This window comes from Marinobacter nitratireducens (assembly GCF_000708045.1).
Classification (GTDB): Bacteria; Pseudomonadota; Gammaproteobacteria; order Pseudomonadales; family Oleiphilaceae; genus Marinobacter; species Marinobacter nitratireducens.
The window spans coordinates 197,705-214,520 of record NZ_ANIE01000002.1 but is presented as its reverse complement, the minus strand read 5'-3'; the positions used below and the strand labels follow the sequence as shown (position 1 = coordinate 214,520).

The following is a 16,816-nucleotide window of genomic DNA, read 5'->3' as shown; positions in this document are numbered from 1 at the left end:
ACGAACTTTTGACAGGAGCACAGCCCAACTGAGGGGGGGGGGGGAAGGACACACAAAAAAGGCACCCTCTCGGGTGCCAGTACGAAGGAGACGTTGGGGGATCAGGCCGCTGCCAGCTCGGCATCCAGGTCGATGCCAGCGTCGCGCATCTGAGCCAGTTTGTACCGGAGGGTCCGGGGACTAATACCGAGCAGTTCAGCGGCCCGATTACGACGCCCGCGCTCTTTCCGCAGGGTCTGAATAATAATACGGAACTCTTGCTGCCTCAGATCATCACCCAGCGATGCGGCCGATTCGGCCTCGCTTGCGGCCACAGCCTCCGATCCGACCGATTCGGGGTCCGCCGGCGGCATGGATTCCTGACCACCGATACCGCACTGTTCGTGGGCCGCAGGCGCGCTTGGCTGGCTACCCGGTTCGGTTCGACCCGTTATACCAAGTTCAAGACACAGATCGCCGGAGTGGATCACATTCCCCTGGTGGAGCACCAGAGCTCTCTGAATGGCATTGTCGAGCTCCCTGACATTCCCGGGCCAACCATGCCCCATCAGTGCGGATCGTGCGTCCGGGGCAAATGTGATGCCCGTGAGTTTCATTTTCTTGCAGTGCTTCTTCAGCAACGACGTGGCCAGCGGCATGATGTCGAGGGGACGCTCACGAAGCGGCTGCCAATGCATGGGAAATACTGTCAGGCGGTAATAGAGGTCTTCCCGGAACTGACCTTCACGAACATAGTCCGCCAGATCCCGGTTGGTTGTGGCAATCACCCGGACATCAAGGGATATGGTCTTACGGCCACCAACCCTTTCGACCTCTCTTTCCTGAAGGACCCGCAGAAGTTTCGACTGCAGGCCAAGATCCATTTCCGAGATTTCATCCAGCAGAATAGTGCCGCCATTGGCCTGCTCAAACTTTCCTGGAGAGGATGAAACCGCGCCGGTGAAAGCACCCTTTTCATGACCAAAAAGAATCGCTTCCAGCATATTCTCCGGAATGGCCGCACAGTTGATGGCGACAAAAGGCTGATCAGCCCGTGGAGACTGCTGGTGAATGTAGCGGGCAAGGACCTCCTTGCCGGTTCCACTCTCACCTGAAATCATGACCGTGGAGTCACTACCTGCCACCTTGGAAGCAAGCTGGAACAGTCGTTTGCTGATAGGGTCCTCTGCTACGGGCGCATCGCCGGATTTCTGTCGAACTCCGCCCACCACCTTACTGACCGCGTCCACCAGCACCTGTGGCTCGAAAGGCTTGACCAGGTAATCGATCGCCCCGGCCTGCATTGCCGAAACAGCGTGGCTGATCTGACCGTAGGCGGTAATCAACATCATCGGCAGCCCCGGATAGAGGCGCTGCACTTCAGCCAGCAACTGGTGCCCGGACAAGCCCGGCATATTCACGTCACTGACCACCATATCGACCGGCGCCTCCGCCAGACTGGCCAGGGCCTCGTTGGCATCGCATGCTTCCCGAACCCGGAACCTGGCCAGCTCCAGGGTGGTCACCAGCGCTTCACGCAGGTCTTGATCATCTTCAACGATCAGAATCTGAGCCTTAGCCATGGTTGCCTCCGATTACCCGTTGTTTTTCAGTTGTGGCAGACGCAGCGTGGCAAGCGCGCCACCCTGCTCTGGTGATTCGATGGTAAAGCGCCCTTGATGGGCCTTGACCACAGCTTGCACGACAGCAAGGCCCAGGCCGGTGCCGTGGGATTTGGTGGTGTAGAACGCCTCCATCAGCCGAGCGGATTCTGACTCACCAAACCCCGGCCCGTTATCCGCCACGCGAATTACCAGCTCACCGGCTTCCGTTGCCACTTCCACCTGAATCGATGTCGCGCCCGCTTCCAGGCTGTTATTGACCAGGTTTGTGCAGGCTCCGATCAGGGCGTCCCGGTTACACATCAGGCGGCTATCGGCTGCGCTCACGTTTGTAAAAGACACGTCAGTACCCGGTGCTCGCTTGATTTCCTCAAGCGCTGACGCCAGAGCGGACACCAACCTGCCCGCCGACAACTCCTCGGCAAGCCGGGTTTCCCCCCGGGCAAAGATCAGCATGTCCCGAACCTGTTGCTCCAGATGAGTCAGCCGTGACATAAGGCGGGAGGCGCAACGCTGGCGCATTTCCTCATCCAGATCTTCCTGACTGAGGTGGCCACCATATAGAATGGCGGCCGATAGCGGAGTGCGAATCTGATGCGCGAGGGAGGCAACCATTTTGCCCATGGCGGACAGCCGCTGAGCATGGGCAAGCTGAGACTGAAGCTGACGGGTTTCAGTGAGATCTGTCAGCAGAATCAACTGGCCGGGCTGGTTCTCCATTGTGCGAATTTCAATGCTGACGCGGCGACCATCCTTGAGGGACACTTCGTGACCGTCGTCCCGGCGAGGAGCAAAACAGCGTTGAATCACATCCACCCAGCGCTCTCCGTCAAGCGGCTCACCCAGCAGAGAGATTGCCGCCGGATTGGTCTGAGTGACCACCCCCTGACTGTCCAGAACAACAACGCCGGCCGGCAGTGCGGTGAGCAGTGTCGACAACCGATCTGCAAGCTGCTCCTTTTCTTCCAGTTCCTGCTGACGCTGCATGGACTCCTGATCCAGCTCTCCGGAAAGCTGGTTCACCCGGGATTCCAGGGTTCGGTAGGAGTCGGTAATCTGTCGGGACATCTGGTTGAACAACTCAAGCGCCGATCCCACGGCTTCTTCGCCCTGCTCCGGGAACAGCGCTGTCACCTTGTCATTGGCGTCCGCCGCCGCATTGGCACGGGCCTGATGCATATCGGGATGGACTACGGATTGTGCCTGACTCATAAACTTGCCCCCTGACCGACCCAACGTTTGGGCCCAACCATTCGGATATTTCGGTTACAGGGGTATAAGCTAGCTCCGTGCCAACTCGGTTTTTATCAATAAATTCAGCAAGAAAGGTATCGCCCAGAATGGCAGGCGACAATTTTACGTCGGCCAAAAATGACAATGGCGCCGCAGGTTACGAACCTTTGACGCCATTTTCAGCACCGAAATGGAGAGAATCTGAGACTCAAGGTTGCTCGGGCGCCTCTTCTTCCCGAAGCCCATATTTTCGAACTTTCTCGACAAGGGTCGTGCGGCGAATGCGCAACTTCTCGGCGGCTCTGGCCACCACACCACTTGCCTCATCAAGAGCCTGTTGGATCAGCTGCTTCTCAAGATTCGAGAGATAATCTTTCAGGTCGATACCATTCACCGGCAACAAGGCAGGAGCATCCAGGCCAACCAGCCCAGGCACGCCAGATGGCATACCCGAATCCTCTACAGGACGGTTCTCGTCGTAGTCATCCACGTAACGGAACTTCTTGGGCAACTCCTGAACCCCGATTACGCCGTAGGGATGCATGATCGCCAGACGCTCCACAAGGTTTGCCAGCTCCCGTACGTTACCCGGCCAATCATGACGGCAAAGGCTCATGATGGCAGCGGAGTTCATACGCAGTGAACCCCGTTTTTCCTTTTCCATTCTCGAAATCAGCTCATTGATTAGCAGAGGAATGTCTTCGACCCGGTCTCTGAGAGCGGGCATCTCAATCGGAAAAACGTTCAGGCGGTAGTAGAGATCTTCCCGGAAATCACCGGATTCGATCATGTCTTCAAGATTCTTGTGAGTCGCTGCGATCACTCGCACGTCAGCCGACTGGGTCCGGTTACTGCCAACGCGCTCAAAGGTGCGTTCCTGAAGGACCCGGAGAATTTTCACCTGCATGTTAAGCGGCATATCCCCGATTTCATCCAGGAACAGAGTCCCCCCCTCGGCCATCTCAAAGCGTCCTACCCGGGCCGTAATGGCGCCAGTAAAAGCGCCCTTTTCATGGCCGAACAGCTCGCTCTCCAGCAGTTCCGCCGGTATCGCTCCGCAATTCACGGGCACAAAGGGCTTGTCGCGACGCGTGGAATGATAATGAAGATTGCGGGCAACCACTTCCTTGCCGGTTCCGGATTCGCCGGTAATCAGGACGCTGACATCTTTATCGGCCACCTGCTCCATTAGCTGGCGAACCTGCTGTACGTTGCGGCTGGTCCCAACGAGGCTGCGGAACAGTTGCAGCCCCCGTTGTTGACCGCGCTCCTGCGATCGGCTGAACTGGTCCCGATAAATCTGGGCTCGGTACAGGGAATCAACGAACTTGGTGTAATTGAGCGGCCATTCCATTCGGGCAATGACTCTTGCTGAATCATCGTCGGGCAATCCCTTTAGCTCCGGGTCACCCACCATCAGCAGAGGAACGCCCTTCACCGTCCTGCAGAAACTACTGATCCTGTCGGCAATGCCATCATCCTCACCGTTGATGATCGCTACCGAAATCTCACCAAGGGCTTCCTCCTTGCCCGATGTGAGCAATGCGGATGCCTCTTCACCAGAGACAATGTCTTCTTCCCCAATGAACTCCAGAATCGTGACTATATCCCTGCGCCGCGACTCGTTCTCGCTTAGCACCAGCACCTTGTTGTTTTGAGGCATTCAATGGAATCTCTTCATGGATTTGTGCCGTATTTAAGACTGTAATCCGCAAAGAGTCAATTTTATGACGCTAAGATGAGCGGTTCGTCGAAATATTCTGGTATGCACGGGCTGCACTGCGATTTCGATTAACGCCCTTCAGAGAGTCCTCTGCCTCATTACGGGCTTCCTGCGCGCTGCGGTTGGCGGCGTCAACAAACTGCTGCAACTCCTGTAGCCGAGTCCTTACAGCCTCGGAATCCACGCTCCCTGCTTCCAGCGCTGCCATCAAGGGCTCAACCGAAGGCTTAACCAGGGCATTCAATTCTGACAGCCGGTTCCAGTCGCTCGCTTCCAGAGCACGCCCGAGATCCGCCATCAGGCGATCAAGTCTCTCAAGCTGGGCTTGCACGTCATCCACTGTCAATCTCCTTACGTTGAGCGCACAAACAAAAAGGGCCGGCAAAACCGACCCTGATCCTGACTGAATTAGCGGCGCGCAGCACGCCGGGCTGCGGAGGCCGAGAATTCCTTGCTCCGGAACCCCGGATTGAAATCATAGGCAGGGAATCCATCACTCAGGCCATCAATATAGTAGCGCTGCGCCTTGAGGTCATAGGTCATCTCCATGGTAGTCCAGAATACCGGCTGACTGTAGTAGCTGATGTTATGAGCCTCAGAAACCCGCCAGAGATTGCCATTATCGTCATATTCCTCAGACATCAGAATCTGCCAGCTGTCTTCATCCACATAGAAGACTCGGCGATGGTAGATATGACTGATACCGGTCCGAACCTTGGCCTCGACCACCCAGACGCGATGGAGCTCGTAGCGGGTCAACGCCTGGTTAATATGACGGGGACGAATCACATCATCCGGCACAACATCTTCGTCATGAAGCTTGTACGCGTTGTAGGGAACGTACATTTCCCGCTTGCCCTTTAGCGTCCAGTCATACTGATTGGGTGCGCCGTTATACATATCCTTCTGATCCACAGAACGGAGTGAGGACGAATTCGGCAGATCGGTCTCATAGGCAAGGTTTGGGGAACGGCGAAGGCGTCGGGATCCGGAGTCATAGCGCCACGCCAGGCGCGGAGAGCGAATCTGATCGAGTGTCTCATGCACCAGTGTAATGGTTCCAGCAATGGACGGCGGCGAAACAGTGTCGGTTTTGAGGTAGAAAATCTTGTTGTCGATGTCGTCAAGTTCGGCATCACGCTTGCTGTAAGCAAAGTAATAATCGTACTCATTAACGACGGGATTGTAGGAACCATCTGTCAGGGGGGTCGCCGACGCGCTTCGGAACGATACTTCTTCGCCTCGGTAACGCAAAATGTGGTTCCAGATCACCTCGAGCCCATTTTCTGGAATCGGGAAGGGGCTCGTCGTGATGGTGTTACGCACACCATTGCCGTTATCGAGGAGCTCCGCAGTCAGCGCATTCTCTTTTGACTTTTCGTAAACCCGCTCCGGAAATGCCGCCGTACGGCGGGTCTGATATATCGGCATGAAAAAGTCGGGACCATACTGCTGCAGGAGCTTGACATGGCCATCGGATAACTTATCCCGATACAGGTCCAGGTTGCCGGCATTAATCACGAACATTGCCTGGTCATCAGGATAAGGATTTACCTCTACCTCACCTTCCTGCCAATTTGCCGGTGGCGTCTTCAGCCCACCGGTCCAGGCCGGAATAGTGCCCGCTGCATTGCCTTCGCGCTCGGCCCCCAGGGGAGTCAAATCCTTATCAAGCCTCGCCGCCTCGGCTTCTGTCACCTTTGACAGTGCTTGCCCGGAAAACCCGACAATCACCGCAGCAAAGCCCACAACCAACCTGTTTCGCATCCCCATAACCTCCAGACATTCATGCCATGTTGTTACCGCATCAACCCCAGTTCATGCAGTCCGTGCCTTTTTTGCCAAATTCAAACGGTCGTTTCAAGTGATGGTTTGTGTCTTCTTGTGTCTTCCATGTCGTCGATCAGGAGGGGGAAGAAATCATCCCACGAAAATGATATGCTGCCCTATTAATCTCAGGCGACTTGCTCTGGGCGTTTCTCGCATTCGCTGAATAGGAAATCCATGGCTTCGCAGTGGCATTCTCAGGTTTCTCAGAAACTGTTCATGGCTCGCACGTTACTGAAACAGGCCCAAAACGTGCCATCAGCTGAACCGGAAGCACAGGCGCCAGGCACGGATCAGGCACTCCTTCGGGAAGCCGCCATTCAGGGAGCCACTGAGCTGATGATCAGGGCGAGGCGGCTATTACTGAATTTAATTGCTCAGCTTTATCAGCACCGGTCAGCCGAACCGGCGACCCTGGCAGAGCTTGCAGGACTCATTGGAGAAGAGACAAACGAAGTCAGGCAACTGCGAGAACTGGAGCGTCAGGCAGGCAGCTGGTGGAATCATCTCGAGCAACTGGAAACCGCACAGAGTCGTCCTGCTGAGCCCAGAAAAACAGTCAGCGCGGACAATATCATCGCCATTTCAGCCGAGACCGGACCGGACCGCTCCGGAACCGCGTTACTGAACACTGTCGGTGCAATGAAAATTTTTGCCGATGATCTGGCCGAACAGCATAGCGAGTGGTGAGCACCACAACGCTGAAGCGCCAGATCTCAACAACTGAAAGGTTTATTGAATGTCACCATCGTTTTTCGAAATCGTGCAACTCAGCAACGGGGATTACGCGTTGCGCCGCGTTGATGACGACACCGCACCACTGGTCAGAATTTCTTTTTCGGATGAAGCCCGTGAAATGATGGAAGACCGGGACATGAACGTGGCAAAAGCTATGATTGCTGCCGGTATCGAAGCCGTTGGCAACGTTGCACACGACATTGACTGGGAAGAGGACGACACGGAAAAGACAGAGGTTCAACCCAGCTACACCCTGCACTGATACTCCGTGCCCTTACCCTTCTTCATGGGTTGCGCCGCAGAACGCGGCGCGAATCTCCTCACTACCGCTGCCTGAGCACCACGCCGTGACTGTTCCCTTTTGCGGACGCCTTCTGCAGAGCTTCAAACGCTGATCGCCCAAGCTTACTCGTCCACATCACGACAGCATGGCAGGTGCCCGCACCCAACGCTCTCTCAGCCAACTCCTGCGCGGGAAACTCTGGGGTAGAGCGAAGCACCAGCAACTCACCAGCCACAATACCGTGCATTTTCTGCCACTTGCTAACCAGTTCCTGCGGCGGATCAATCCATGCCAGCCAGCGCTTTTCCTGATTGAGCTGTGTCAGCATTGGTAGCAACAACTGGAAGTTCTCAACCTGGCCCTGCGGCAAGATGATCTCAGTAACATTACCGGTGATTGGCGCATCGGCAACAACCGGTTTACGCCGGGCCCGAAGCACCGTGCGACGATCCGTAGCAGCGGGAGCCTGATGAGCCATCACACCCTGCTGGTACGCCAGATTCTGATTGAAGCTGAGTTGTTCCATGATTCACCTGCCTTCCAGTTTCCACAGTTCCCGATGCGATTAGTGCAGATCAGAACGCCGGATAACACCGACACCCAGACCCTCGATAAAGAGCTGCTCCTCGGACAGATCCACCTCAATCGGTGCAAACTCTTCATTCTCGGCAATCAGGAACACCTTCGAACCTTCCTTCCGGAATCGCTTGACCGTCACTTCATCCTCGCCAACCCGGGCAACAACAACCTGGCCGTTGTGAACATCCTGAGTCCGGTGCACAGCAAGCAGATCGCCATCAAGAATGCCGATATCTTTCATACTCATGCCCCGAACACGGAGCAGATAATCCGCTGATGGGGAGAAGAACTCGGGCTGAAGCGTCACGTGATCCTCGATATGTTCTTGCGCAAGAATCGGGCTACCCGCAGCAACCTGCCCAATCACCGGTAACCCGAGGTCTTCCTCGGCTTCAGGCAACCGAATACCACGACTGGCACCAGGAACCATCTCGATTGCGCCTTTACGGGCCAACGCTCTCAGGTGCTCCTCCGCCGCGTTTGCAGAGCGGAAGCCCAGTTCCGAGGCAATTTCCGCTCGAGTCGGAGGGTACCCTGTTTCATCCAAATAACGCCGGATAATATCCAGCACCTGTGTTTGCCTGGCTGTCAGCTTCATTGAGCCTCTCCACCTGTTTTTATATACAGTAAGATTGACTATATACAGTGTTTTATCCAGTGTAAAGCCCGATGCGCTTTTTCTTTACCTGGGTGTAACGGGTATTCCTAACCCGGTGTGATATGGTGAAAATCTTGAGCCGTATTCCAGGGGAGGACCATGAAGGACGCCAAGACTTGTCGCTTGCCAGACATCCTGAATACAGAGCAGGGACAGCAACGCCGTGTTGGTATCGAGATAGAGCTGTCAGGGCTGGGTTACAAAGCCCTGGTTGAGCTTGTCGGCCAGCTGCTCAAAGGACAACCCAGAACCCCCTCCCGCTACGTCACCGAAATGGATACGAGGCTAGGTACGTTTACCATTGAGCTGGACTCCGCCCCCATAAAAGAACTGGATCTCAGCGATGACCGGCTCCCCGATTCCATCAGGGAGCTGAGCGGCCATGCGATGGAAATGATTGATGCTGCGGCAGAGCTCATTGTGCCACTGGAGATAGTGAGCCCACCGGTGCTGTTCGAAGAGCTTGAACACATCGAGCACCTCGTAGACGAATTGCGCTCCGCCGGAGCGCTTGGCAGCAGGGAAGCCATCTATTATGCCTTTGGCCTGCAGCTGAATCCGGAACTCCCGGACCTCCAGCCCGGCACGATCGTGCGTTACCTGCAGGCATTTGCCGCCCTCTATGACTGGCTCAAGGCACGCCATCAGCTCGATATCAGCCGCAAGTTCACGACCTATATCGAGCCATGGAGCAATCGCTATACGGACCGGCTAATGGAAGACAGCTATGAGCCGGATCTTAAGCAACTGATGCACGACTACCTGGAGTTCAACCCGACCCGCAACCGGGCCCTTGATCTGCTCCCATTGTTCTCTCACCTGGACAAATCATTGCTGGACCAGTACGTCCAGGACCCTCGCATAAAGAGTCGGCCGACCCTGCATTACCGATTGCCTGACTGTGATATCGATAATCCGGAATGGCATTTTTCCACGGTCTGGAACGACTGGGTCATTCTCGAGCAATTGGCGACAAATGCCGCCGACCTGGCCGAGCTTCGCGCACTGTATCGGGAAGCCCGAAAGTTCAACCTGCACAACCTCACCCACAGCTGGGAAGACACCTGCGGAAACTGGCTCATCCGAAAAGGTTATGTCTGATATCAGAGAAGAAGAAGTGGAACAGCCGGGCCTGACGATTGGAATCAGTGGTCCCGCCCGAAAGAGCACGGCACTGCGCCTGATCGCGCTTGGTCTCAGGATGCATGGTGCCCGCACACATTACATTCGTCCGGGATCCCACACCGACGTTTCGCTACTCGATGGCCTGGTGTTATCCGGCGGAACCCACGTTCATCCGGAGCACTACGGGCAACAACCTCAGGTAACCGCCCGGTACGACGTAGCCAGGGACGCAACTGACCGCCGCTTGTTAGAGCATGCTGAGCAGATCGGCCTGCCGGTGCTGGGGATCTGCCGGGGCGCCCAGTTCATTAATGTGTTTCACGGGGGCACTCTTTGCCAGAACGTGACACCGCTCCGAAACCACACCCGACACCGCCCTCTTCTGCTCCCGCTTCAAACGGTCCATGTCGTTCAGGACAGCAGGCTTGGCGAGGTTATGCAGGCCGCGTCCATTGGCGCTAACCGTATTCACAGCCAGGCAATAAAGAGGCTGGGGAACAATCTTCGGGTGGTCGCGGTCGACAATGACCTGTTTGTGCAAGCCATTGAGAACACCCACGATCAGTGGCTTATGGGCGTTCAGTGGCATCCAGAATACCTGCTTTATCACCGGGGGCACCGACGAATTTTTGGCCAGTTCGTCCGTGCCGCCCGAAAACTGAAACTCGCACGGCTCGAACCGGACGACGATTTATGATTCGAAACAACCACAGGAGTGTTGTCATGAATGGATCCCGAAAACTACAGCGACTAATGCTACCCATCGCGCTGCTGCCTGGCATGGCCCTGGCCGGCGAGGTGTCTCTGAGTGGTGAGGGTAGCGTCCGGTACCAACCGGACAGCGCTCGACTGCAGTTTACCGCCAGCGCAGAAGACGCCATACCCCAAAAAGCGACAGAGGAAGTGAATGACCTGATGCGTCAGTGGCGCGCCGCCATTGAGGGTTATCAGGATAAACTTCAGGACTACACAGACGCTAACGTACAACTCTACAGCCGCACGTTGCCCTCTCCAGACCGGGAGAGCGAGCCCGAGAAACGCGCCGTGGCCTCACAGACCGTCACCTTCTCCATCAACGACCTGACGCTTCTCAATCCGATACTCGAACAGGCACAGGCCATCGGCCTGGATTACTACCTGAACGGTAGCCAGTTTTTCCATTCGGACGAATCCGGACTGGAACGAGAGGCTCTTGCACGGGCTATCGCTGATGCTCGCTCACGCTGTGAGTTCGTTGCCAATGAGTTAAATCAGACGTGTGGTGACGTTGTTTCCATCAACGTCAATGGCGGCTTCCGACCAAGACCGATGATGATGGCCGAGTCCAAGGGGGCTACCGATGCAGTTTCCAGTGTCGGGGTTCGCGAAATCAACGCAACGGTCAACGCCACGTTCGAACTCGACTGACTCAGAAGTCCCGGGTATAGAAAATATCCAGCGAGGCAGCCAGGCCACTGGCTGCCTCAAGATAGAAATACCGTCCCAGATCATAGCGCAGAGCCACCGTCGTAATCGGTTCGAATATACCCACGCCATAGCGCACGCTCAGTTCATCGGTCAGATAACCACTGGCGACAACCGATGTCTGTTCACCAGAGCCTTCCGCCTCCAGCATCAGATTCTGGATACCTAACTCCTCACCAACCTTCCCCGTCACTTTGCTGGCTTGAGTCAATCCCAGTGAAAGAGCAGCCCTGCTCATCTGACCTTCGTCGCCTTGGCTCTGTGGAGCCCGACCAAGTATGACGTAGGACAATGCATCGGTCTGGGGCATATCCGGGTTGGAAAACACCTCACTGGAAGGCGACTGAACCGGCCCGCTCAATCGGATACCCGCAACGACCGTATCGACCGTTCGCACCGCTTCGATATCCAGGTATGGCTGGGTCAGATTACCCACAAAAAGCAGCCGTGCCCGCCGTAGCTCGAGTTCCTGGCCAAACGCCTCATATTGGCCATCGACGAGCTGGAGCGTCCCCCGTGTTTCCAGGTCATTCCCAATTCGCAACGTACCCTCGAGATCACCCTGGACACCGAACGCCGAGAAGGTCACCTGATCCTCACCCACAACAACGGTGACATCCATATTCAGCGTTCGGATCGTCGGCTCCTCTTTTGCCACGCCAACAATGACTTCGTCGTCAGACACGGACACTGCCTGAGACGGTAAGCCCTTGATTTCAATGCTTCCTCGGGGAACTTTCACTTCACCGCTAACGCTAAGATCCGAATCCGCCAGCTCAATAATGAGATCCGGGGCAAGCTCAACCCGGGCATAGGGCTCCAGGCTGAAAGGTACTCGATTCCCGGAAACCCTGATGCGTGCCTTCGGTTTGTCGCGCCAATCGAACGTCCCATCGAGAATAGTCTGGCTGCGGGCATTGCTCTGGATTCTCGCGCTGAGGTCTGCGGAATAGCCGTTCAGATCAATGCTAGCCACGGCCTCCTCAATCGGTATCGGCAGGCGGTGGTCAACAACCCGCCCCCCGCTGAGTGCGATCTGCCCTTCAATCGCCGGCTTCATCAGTGGTCCGGTAATGGTCCCCTCTCCACTGATATCACCAGCCACTTCCTGAAGGCCCGCCAATTGTCCGATCAGGGAAAAATCGAAGCCTTCAAGCCGGAACCGTCCGTCCACATTCTTTTCCGGCAACTGCGGATCCACCGTGAGGTCTATCGACAACTCGCCAATATCCGGCCCCGCCAACTGAACACCCAGGTCAGCATTCCGAGGTTTGAGAACCAATTGCGCAGACAGTGCATCATGCTGCAGCGTTTGCCACTCTCCATCCGTCAGCACCCTGAAATCCCCTTTACCGGCATCAAGACGCAGGCGTCCATCCGGGCCGTCAGGCGTCATGACCATCTCGATATCACCATCAATCCAGGCTTTCCACTTCAGGGTTTCCGGCAACAAGGGTGCCAGCGCCTCGGTTGGGAAATGGCTGATACGGTATGCGATCGAAGGATCCGGCAATAGTGTCTGATCGCCGGCGCATACAGAGCTTTCGTTCCAGCGCCAGCAATGTGCCCCAAACAAAAACTTGCCCCCGGCCTGGTAATCCAAACTGGCCGGCGCCTCCAGATCCCAGCGTTGGTTCTGGGCCGGCACATCGATCATTCCCCGAACAAGGCGCCCGTTCCACGACTGCCATCCAGCGCCGAATCCTCCCCCAAGCGCCAATTCCAGCAGAGCGTCTTGATGGACCGCCGTCAGGGACAAAGCATTCTGCTGCTGCGTACCCTCAACCGCCAAAGACAGTGACTCAAGCTGCTGCCCGCCAGCCTCAATATTCTCCGCCTGCAGACGGCTGACCAGGCGTAAACCCGGCTTCAGATCCGCAGTTACCTCCAGTTGGCCAGCCTCGACACGGTTCTGCCAACCCAGCCCCTGCCCCTGCAGATTCAGGGAGCCCAATGGCTGTTCCAGCGTCCCTGATATGCTTGCGTTACCTTTGATGTTCCCTGACAGTCCCGCCAGCAAGTCCCCGGGCGATGGCAGTTCAACGGAAACATCCCCGGACAGGTTATCCCCGAACGTCCCCTTACCCGCCAACCGGTTATCGCCAACCGACACGGAGAGGTCAGACAGCATCCATTGGCCAGAGGACGCATCCAGTTTGCCCTCTGCATGGGCCGGCTTTTGCCGCCACTGACCAGAAAGATCCCACGCCGCGGACATATCGGGCACCGGGCCGTCTCCCAGCGAACCCCGGGTTTCCACAGCACCGCTTAGCTGAGCCTCCAGTAGAGGCACCCAATAACCGGGATTAAACTCATCCAGCGTGAGGCCTGCCTGCCAGGACAGAGGCCCTGAGAAATCCACGGAACCCCGCCCTTCCATGGTTCCCGCCCCCGTGGTGACGCTCAGATCCGTCAACCTGGTTCGCTCCAGATCACCATCAATTACGGTCGACAGAGTCGCGGGGCCCTGGGGGCCGGACACCTCAGCATCCAGGTTTGCGTGATAGTTGCCGGCAGACCAGCTTGCGGTACCGTTAAGCTTCTCCAGCACCACAGGCGGAGCGTCCACGTCTGGCAACAGGGTGAACCATGGGAATGCCCTCAAGCTCAAGTCAACACCAGCCTCCAGGCCGTCCTGCCAGGTGATCCTGCCATTAAGCGTCATCTTGCCCGGATCAGAATCCGGGGTCTGTTCCATCAGTGACAGAACCACATCCCGTGCCGAACTGGTGGTAACCAATCCTTGAATGGAGAGGTCTACGGGCCCTTCTGTTCCCGGCAGGGTTGCGTTGCCCCGGGTCCGGAATCCCGCCTCAAGACTGCCCTTTGCATTAACGGTCCAGTTCCGGAGCTCCAGCGTAGCGGGCAGGCTATCATGAGCCAGAAATTTCTCCGATGTAATTCGAAGCTCTGCCGGAAGCTGCGGATCCAGAGGCGAAGTCTTTCCGGAAAACGTGGCTTCCAGATAGCCCTGACTGTGGCCGGAAAGTCGCAAATCACGGATGCTACCGCCAAGATTGAGGTTTATGTTCCAGTGATTGCCAACGGGGGGCGGTAGATTGGCCGAGACATTGAGCTCAACCGGCCAGTCTCTCCGAGTTTCAACGCGCCCGCTCGCGGTGACTCCGAGTTCGTCACGTTGATAGGACACGTGATCCAGCTGCCAATCGGCTCCGGACCCCTGAGCCGAAAGACTGAAGCTGTCCCAGATCGCGGCTCCATTAAGCACCAGTTCGCCGAGTTCGACACTCGATACCCGCAGCGCAAGCGGAAGGTTCAGGTCAGGCAGATCAATACCCTGCTGATCGCTTTCCGGGGCACCAGAAGGTTGGGTCTGGACGGCGAGGGAATCGGCTCTCAGCGACTCCAGACAAAGCTTCTTCTGAAACAGGCACGAGGGAGACCAGTCAATGTAGGGCGATACCACCTCAACACGCACGCCATAGCCGTGCCAGCGCAACTGCTCTGCTCGCCATTCCCCAAACAAAGACCCCTGCCCCTGAGATACATCCAGGCCCGGCACCTGCTCCAGTACCCAGGCTGTCCCCGTTTGCGACCGCAGGGCAAGCAACACGGCCGACACCAGCAAAACCGGAACCAGCACCACGAGCGCCAGCAGCCAGAATAACGCCCGGTACCAACGGGACTTCTTCCGGGGCTCACGCTCCGCCTGTGTTTCCTGCCGGGTATCACTCACAGTTCAGGCCCCATGGAGAAATGCAATCGCCAATCACCACCGAATTCCGGATTCAGCCCTTTTGCAATGTCGAGTCGAAGCGGGCCCACCGGGCTTATCCAGCGAAGGCCGATACCAGCGCCCGTTGCCAGAGGGTCAAACAAATCATTGACCGCATTACCGTGATCCGCAAACAAGGCAACCCGCCACTTATCCGCAAACTGGTACTGATACTCAACCGCTCCCACCATCAGGTAACGCCCACCGACCGGCACTCCGTTATCGTTCTCCGGAGACAGGGTTTCATAACCATATCCCCTCACACTCTGGTCACCACCCGCGAAGAAACGAAGCGACGGCGGGACATCCTCAAAGCGATTGGTCGCCACAGCGCCGAACTGTCCACGGGCCAGAAAACGATGCTTGCCGGCAAGAGTGAACAGTCCCTTTGCGAGAGCGTTCACATGCAGAATATCCACATCCGACAGCACAGCCCGGTGAGACCCGGTGACGTCGAATTGCAGTCGATAACCCCGGGATGGGTCAAGCGCCGAATTCGCATGAATCTTGGAGTAACCTGCTCCGGGCAGCAGCAGGCTACTGGTCCCTTTCTCATCATTCCCGATATTAAAGCGCTCGCCCTCCCAACGCAGCGACAGTACCTGCAGCCAGCCACTGTCGAGTTCGTGTTGCCACTGTTGACCCAAGGTAAACAGTTCGGACTCGACGTTCTCGATATCTTCGCGTTGGTAACCCGCCGTCAGCCGGATCAGATCCGTCATTGGAGGATCCAGCGGCAGTTCATACCACGTGGACAGATTTTGCCGCGGCACCGACAATTCGGTTTCCGCGCCCCGGGAATGGCCCATCGGATTGATCCAGTGCTCTCGCCAGGTTCCACGGAACCGGGGTCCGACATCGGTGGAGAAGCCAACACCCGCCGACACTGAGCGACGATCCCGTTGAACCAGAGCCACAGTGACCGGAATTTCACCATCAACAGCACTCGACGGCGACGCATCAATATCAACACCGGAAAAATAGCCGCTGTTGGACAGATCCCGGCTTAACTGTGCTATCTCATCCGCGTGGTATGGCGTACCCGGGTCAAAGGTCACAAACTGATGCAGCAGGCGTGATTCGAAATAGTGGCCCTCCTTAAACGTGACTTTGCCGAGGCGATAGCGGTCGCCACTGTCGAAAGCCAGAGTAATGGCGGCGGTGCCAGCTTCGGGATCAACTTCCAGGCTGCGAGTTGTAAACTGACCGTCGAAGTACCCGCGGCGCCGGGCGCGCGCCTGAATAGTATCCCGCAGCGCCGCGTAGGCACCGTGATCAAGCACATCACCTTTGGCGGGCGCCTCCGGCAATGCGTCGGTAAATTCCGGGTCTGACGCCGCGGCTCCCTTTATCTGCACAACTCTCGACATCACACGAACAGGCTCGCCAGGCTCTATCTCCAGGATAAGCCTGGCAAGCTCCTCATCATTACCTTCCTCCACGCGCCAGTCTACATTCGGACGATAGTAGCCGAGAGCTTTCAGGGCTTCGCGTACCTGTCCGACCGCCGTGGGTGCATAGCGCCTGAGATTATCCGAAGACCGGCCGTCCACATCGCCGATAAAGGCCTCGGCATTGTCCTTCAGGCGCGGATAGTCACCGTCTAAATTCACCACAACCTGCTGCGCCAGGCTGGCCGTGGGGAACAGCATGAGGCCCAGTACCAGTAACGGTATCCGGCATGACGGCGGTATGCGGTTTTCCAAGGGCATTCAGAATGCTTCAGTAAATGGAGTGATAACAGAGCCTTACGCTACACAGCGTGAGAGCCAGGTGTCGAGAGGTCAAGTTAAATGACCGTTGACCATTTTGCCACCATTCGGCGTTTCTTTCGCCAATGGTTCACCGT

The 16,816-nt window shown here is 56.7% G+C and carries 14 protein-coding genes; 5 read left to right on the top strand and 9 right to left on the bottom strand.

Features of this window, described 5'->3' with window-relative positions; all coding sequences use genetic code 11:
* Positions 1-101 precede the first annotated feature (101 nt).
* The 5 genes from D777_RS01845 to D777_RS01825 all read right to left on the bottom strand — a co-directional run bounded on the left by D777_RS01845 (position 102) and on the right by D777_RS01825 (position 6,324).
* Complete coding sequence (locus D777_RS01845) at positions 102-1,562, bottom strand: sigma-54-dependent transcriptional regulator (RefSeq protein WP_036128226.1); 1,461 nt, start codon at positions 1,560-1,562, stop codon at positions 102-104.
* A 12-nt stretch (positions 1,563-1,574) separates the two neighbouring features.
* Complete coding sequence (locus tag D777_RS01840; RefSeq protein WP_036128224.1) at positions 1,575-2,813, bottom strand: sensor histidine kinase; 1,239 nt, start codon at positions 2,811-2,813, stop codon at positions 1,575-1,577.
* A gap of 229 nt (positions 2,814-3,042) precedes the next feature.
* A complete protein-coding gene (locus D777_RS01835) occupies positions 3,043-4,497 on the bottom strand; it encodes a sigma-54 dependent transcriptional regulator (RefSeq protein WP_036128222.1) in 1,455 nt (484 codons plus the stop codon).
* A gap of 70 nt (positions 4,498-4,567) precedes the next feature.
* Positions 4,568-4,897, bottom strand: a complete 330-nt coding sequence (locus D777_RS01830) for a hypothetical protein (RefSeq protein ID WP_036128220.1) — start codon at positions 4,895-4,897, stop codon at positions 4,568-4,570.
* 68 nt (positions 4,898-4,965) lie between these two features.
* A complete protein-coding gene (locus D777_RS01825; RefSeq protein ID WP_036128219.1) occupies positions 4,966-6,324 on the bottom strand; it encodes a DUF1329 domain-containing protein in 1,359 nt (452 codons plus the stop codon).
* 237 nt (positions 6,325-6,561) lie between these two features.
* Between D777_RS01825 and D777_RS01820 the strand changes: the two genes are divergently transcribed.
* Both D777_RS01820 and D777_RS01815 read left to right on the top strand, forming a co-directional pair.
* Complete coding sequence (locus D777_RS01820; RefSeq protein ID WP_036128217.1) at positions 6,562-7,074, top strand: DUF6586 family protein; 513 nt, start codon at positions 6,562-6,564, stop codon at positions 7,072-7,074.
* 49 nt (positions 7,075-7,123) lie between these two features.
* The gene (locus D777_RS01815; RefSeq protein WP_036128215.1) at positions 7,124-7,384 is read left to right on the top strand and encodes a hypothetical protein; all 261 of its coding nucleotides are present in this window, start codon (positions 7,124-7,126) and stop codon (positions 7,382-7,384) included.
* Between the two features lie 61 nt (positions 7,385-7,445).
* On the opposite strand, the gene D777_RS01810 is transcribed toward D777_RS01815, so the two are convergent.
* Together D777_RS01810 and lexA are read right to left on the bottom strand one after the other, a co-directional pair.
* Positions 7,446-7,931, bottom strand: a complete 486-nt coding sequence (locus D777_RS01810) for a cell division inhibitor SulA (protein WP_036128213.1) — start codon at positions 7,929-7,931, stop codon at positions 7,446-7,448.
* A 39-nt stretch (positions 7,932-7,970) separates the two neighbouring features.
* On the bottom strand, positions 7,971-8,582 hold the full coding sequence (gene lexA / locus D777_RS01805) for a transcriptional repressor LexA (protein WP_036128212.1): 612 nt from the start codon (positions 8,580-8,582) through the stop codon (positions 7,971-7,973).
* 159 nt (positions 8,583-8,741) lie between these two features.
* Between lexA and D777_RS01800 the strand changes: the two genes are divergently transcribed.
* The 3 genes from D777_RS01800 to D777_RS01790 are packed head-to-tail and all read left to right on the top strand — an operon-like array spanning position 8,742 to position 11,174.
* On the top strand, positions 8,742-9,743 hold the full coding sequence (locus D777_RS01800; RefSeq protein ID WP_036128210.1) for an amidoligase family protein: 1,002 nt from the start codon (positions 8,742-8,744) through the stop codon (positions 9,741-9,743).
* A complete protein-coding gene (locus D777_RS01795) occupies positions 9,736-10,464 on the top strand; it encodes a gamma-glutamyl-gamma-aminobutyrate hydrolase family protein (RefSeq protein ID WP_036128209.1) in 729 nt (242 codons plus the stop codon). The genes D777_RS01800 and D777_RS01795 overlap by 8 nt, the downstream gene beginning before the upstream one ends.
* 26 nt (positions 10,465-10,490) lie before the next feature.
* Positions 10,491-11,174: an SIMPL domain-containing protein gene (locus tag D777_RS01790; RefSeq protein WP_036128206.1), complete on the top strand. Its 684-nt coding sequence runs from the start codon at positions 10,491-10,493 to the stop codon at positions 11,172-11,174.
* Between the two features lies 1 nt (position 11,175).
* Here the strand turns inward: D777_RS01790 and D777_RS01785 are convergent, their stop codons facing one another.
* Both D777_RS01785 and D777_RS01780 read right to left on the bottom strand, forming a co-directional pair.
* Positions 11,176-14,928 (bottom strand): translocation/assembly module TamB domain-containing protein, encoded by a 3,753-nt coding sequence (locus tag D777_RS01785; protein ID WP_227501627.1) that lies wholly within the window; start codon positions 14,926-14,928, stop codon positions 11,176-11,178.
* Entirely contained in the window at positions 14,925-16,679 is a 1,755-nt protein-coding gene (locus D777_RS01780; protein ID WP_036128204.1) for an autotransporter assembly complex protein TamA, read from the bottom strand. Before D777_RS01780 ends, D777_RS01785 begins: the two co-directional genes overlap by 4 nt.
* Positions 16,680-16,816: the final 137 nt, after the last annotated feature.

What these genes read in the sequence shown, in the direction of transcription:
- lexA (WP_036128212.1), bottom strand. Translation starts at nt 8,582, where the DNA reads ATGAAGCTGACAGCCAGGCAAACACAGGTGCTGGATATTATCCGGCGT.
- D777_RS01800 (WP_036128210.1), top strand. Translation starts at nt 8,742, where the DNA reads ATGAAGGACGCCAAGACTTGTCGCTTGCCAGACATCCTGAATACAGAG.
- D777_RS01780 (WP_036128204.1), bottom strand. Translation starts at nt 16,679, where the DNA reads ATGCCCTTGGAAAACCGCATACCGCCGTCATGCCGGATACCGTTACTG.
- D777_RS01795 (WP_036128209.1), top strand. Translation starts at nt 9,736, where the DNA reads ATGTCTGATATCAGAGAAGAAGAAGTGGAACAGCCGGGCCTGACGATT.
- D777_RS01820 (WP_036128217.1), top strand. Translation starts at nt 6,562, where the DNA reads ATGGCTTCGCAGTGGCATTCTCAGGTTTCTCAGAAACTGTTCATGGCT.
- D777_RS01825 (WP_036128219.1), bottom strand. Translation starts at nt 6,324, where the DNA reads ATGCGAAACAGGTTGGTTGTGGGCTTTGCTGCGGTGATTGTCGGGTTT.
- D777_RS01815 (WP_036128215.1), top strand. Translation starts at nt 7,124, where the DNA reads ATGTCACCATCGTTTTTCGAAATCGTGCAACTCAGCAACGGGGATTAC.
- D777_RS01840 (WP_036128224.1), bottom strand. Translation starts at nt 2,813, where the DNA reads ATGAGTCAGGCACAATCCGTAGTCCATCCCGATATGCATCAGGCCCGT.
- D777_RS01845 (WP_036128226.1), bottom strand. Translation starts at nt 1,562, where the DNA reads ATGGCTAAGGCTCAGATTCTGATCGTTGAAGATGATCAAGACCTGCGT.
- D777_RS01835 (WP_036128222.1), bottom strand. Translation starts at nt 4,497, where the DNA reads ATGCCTCAAAACAACAAGGTGCTGGTGCTAAGCGAGAACGAGTCGCGG.
- D777_RS01790 (WP_036128206.1), top strand. Translation starts at nt 10,491, where the DNA reads ATGAATGGATCCCGAAAACTACAGCGACTAATGCTACCCATCGCGCTG.
- D777_RS01810 (WP_036128213.1), bottom strand. Translation starts at nt 7,931, where the DNA reads ATGGAACAACTCAGCTTCAATCAGAATCTGGCGTACCAGCAGGGTGTG.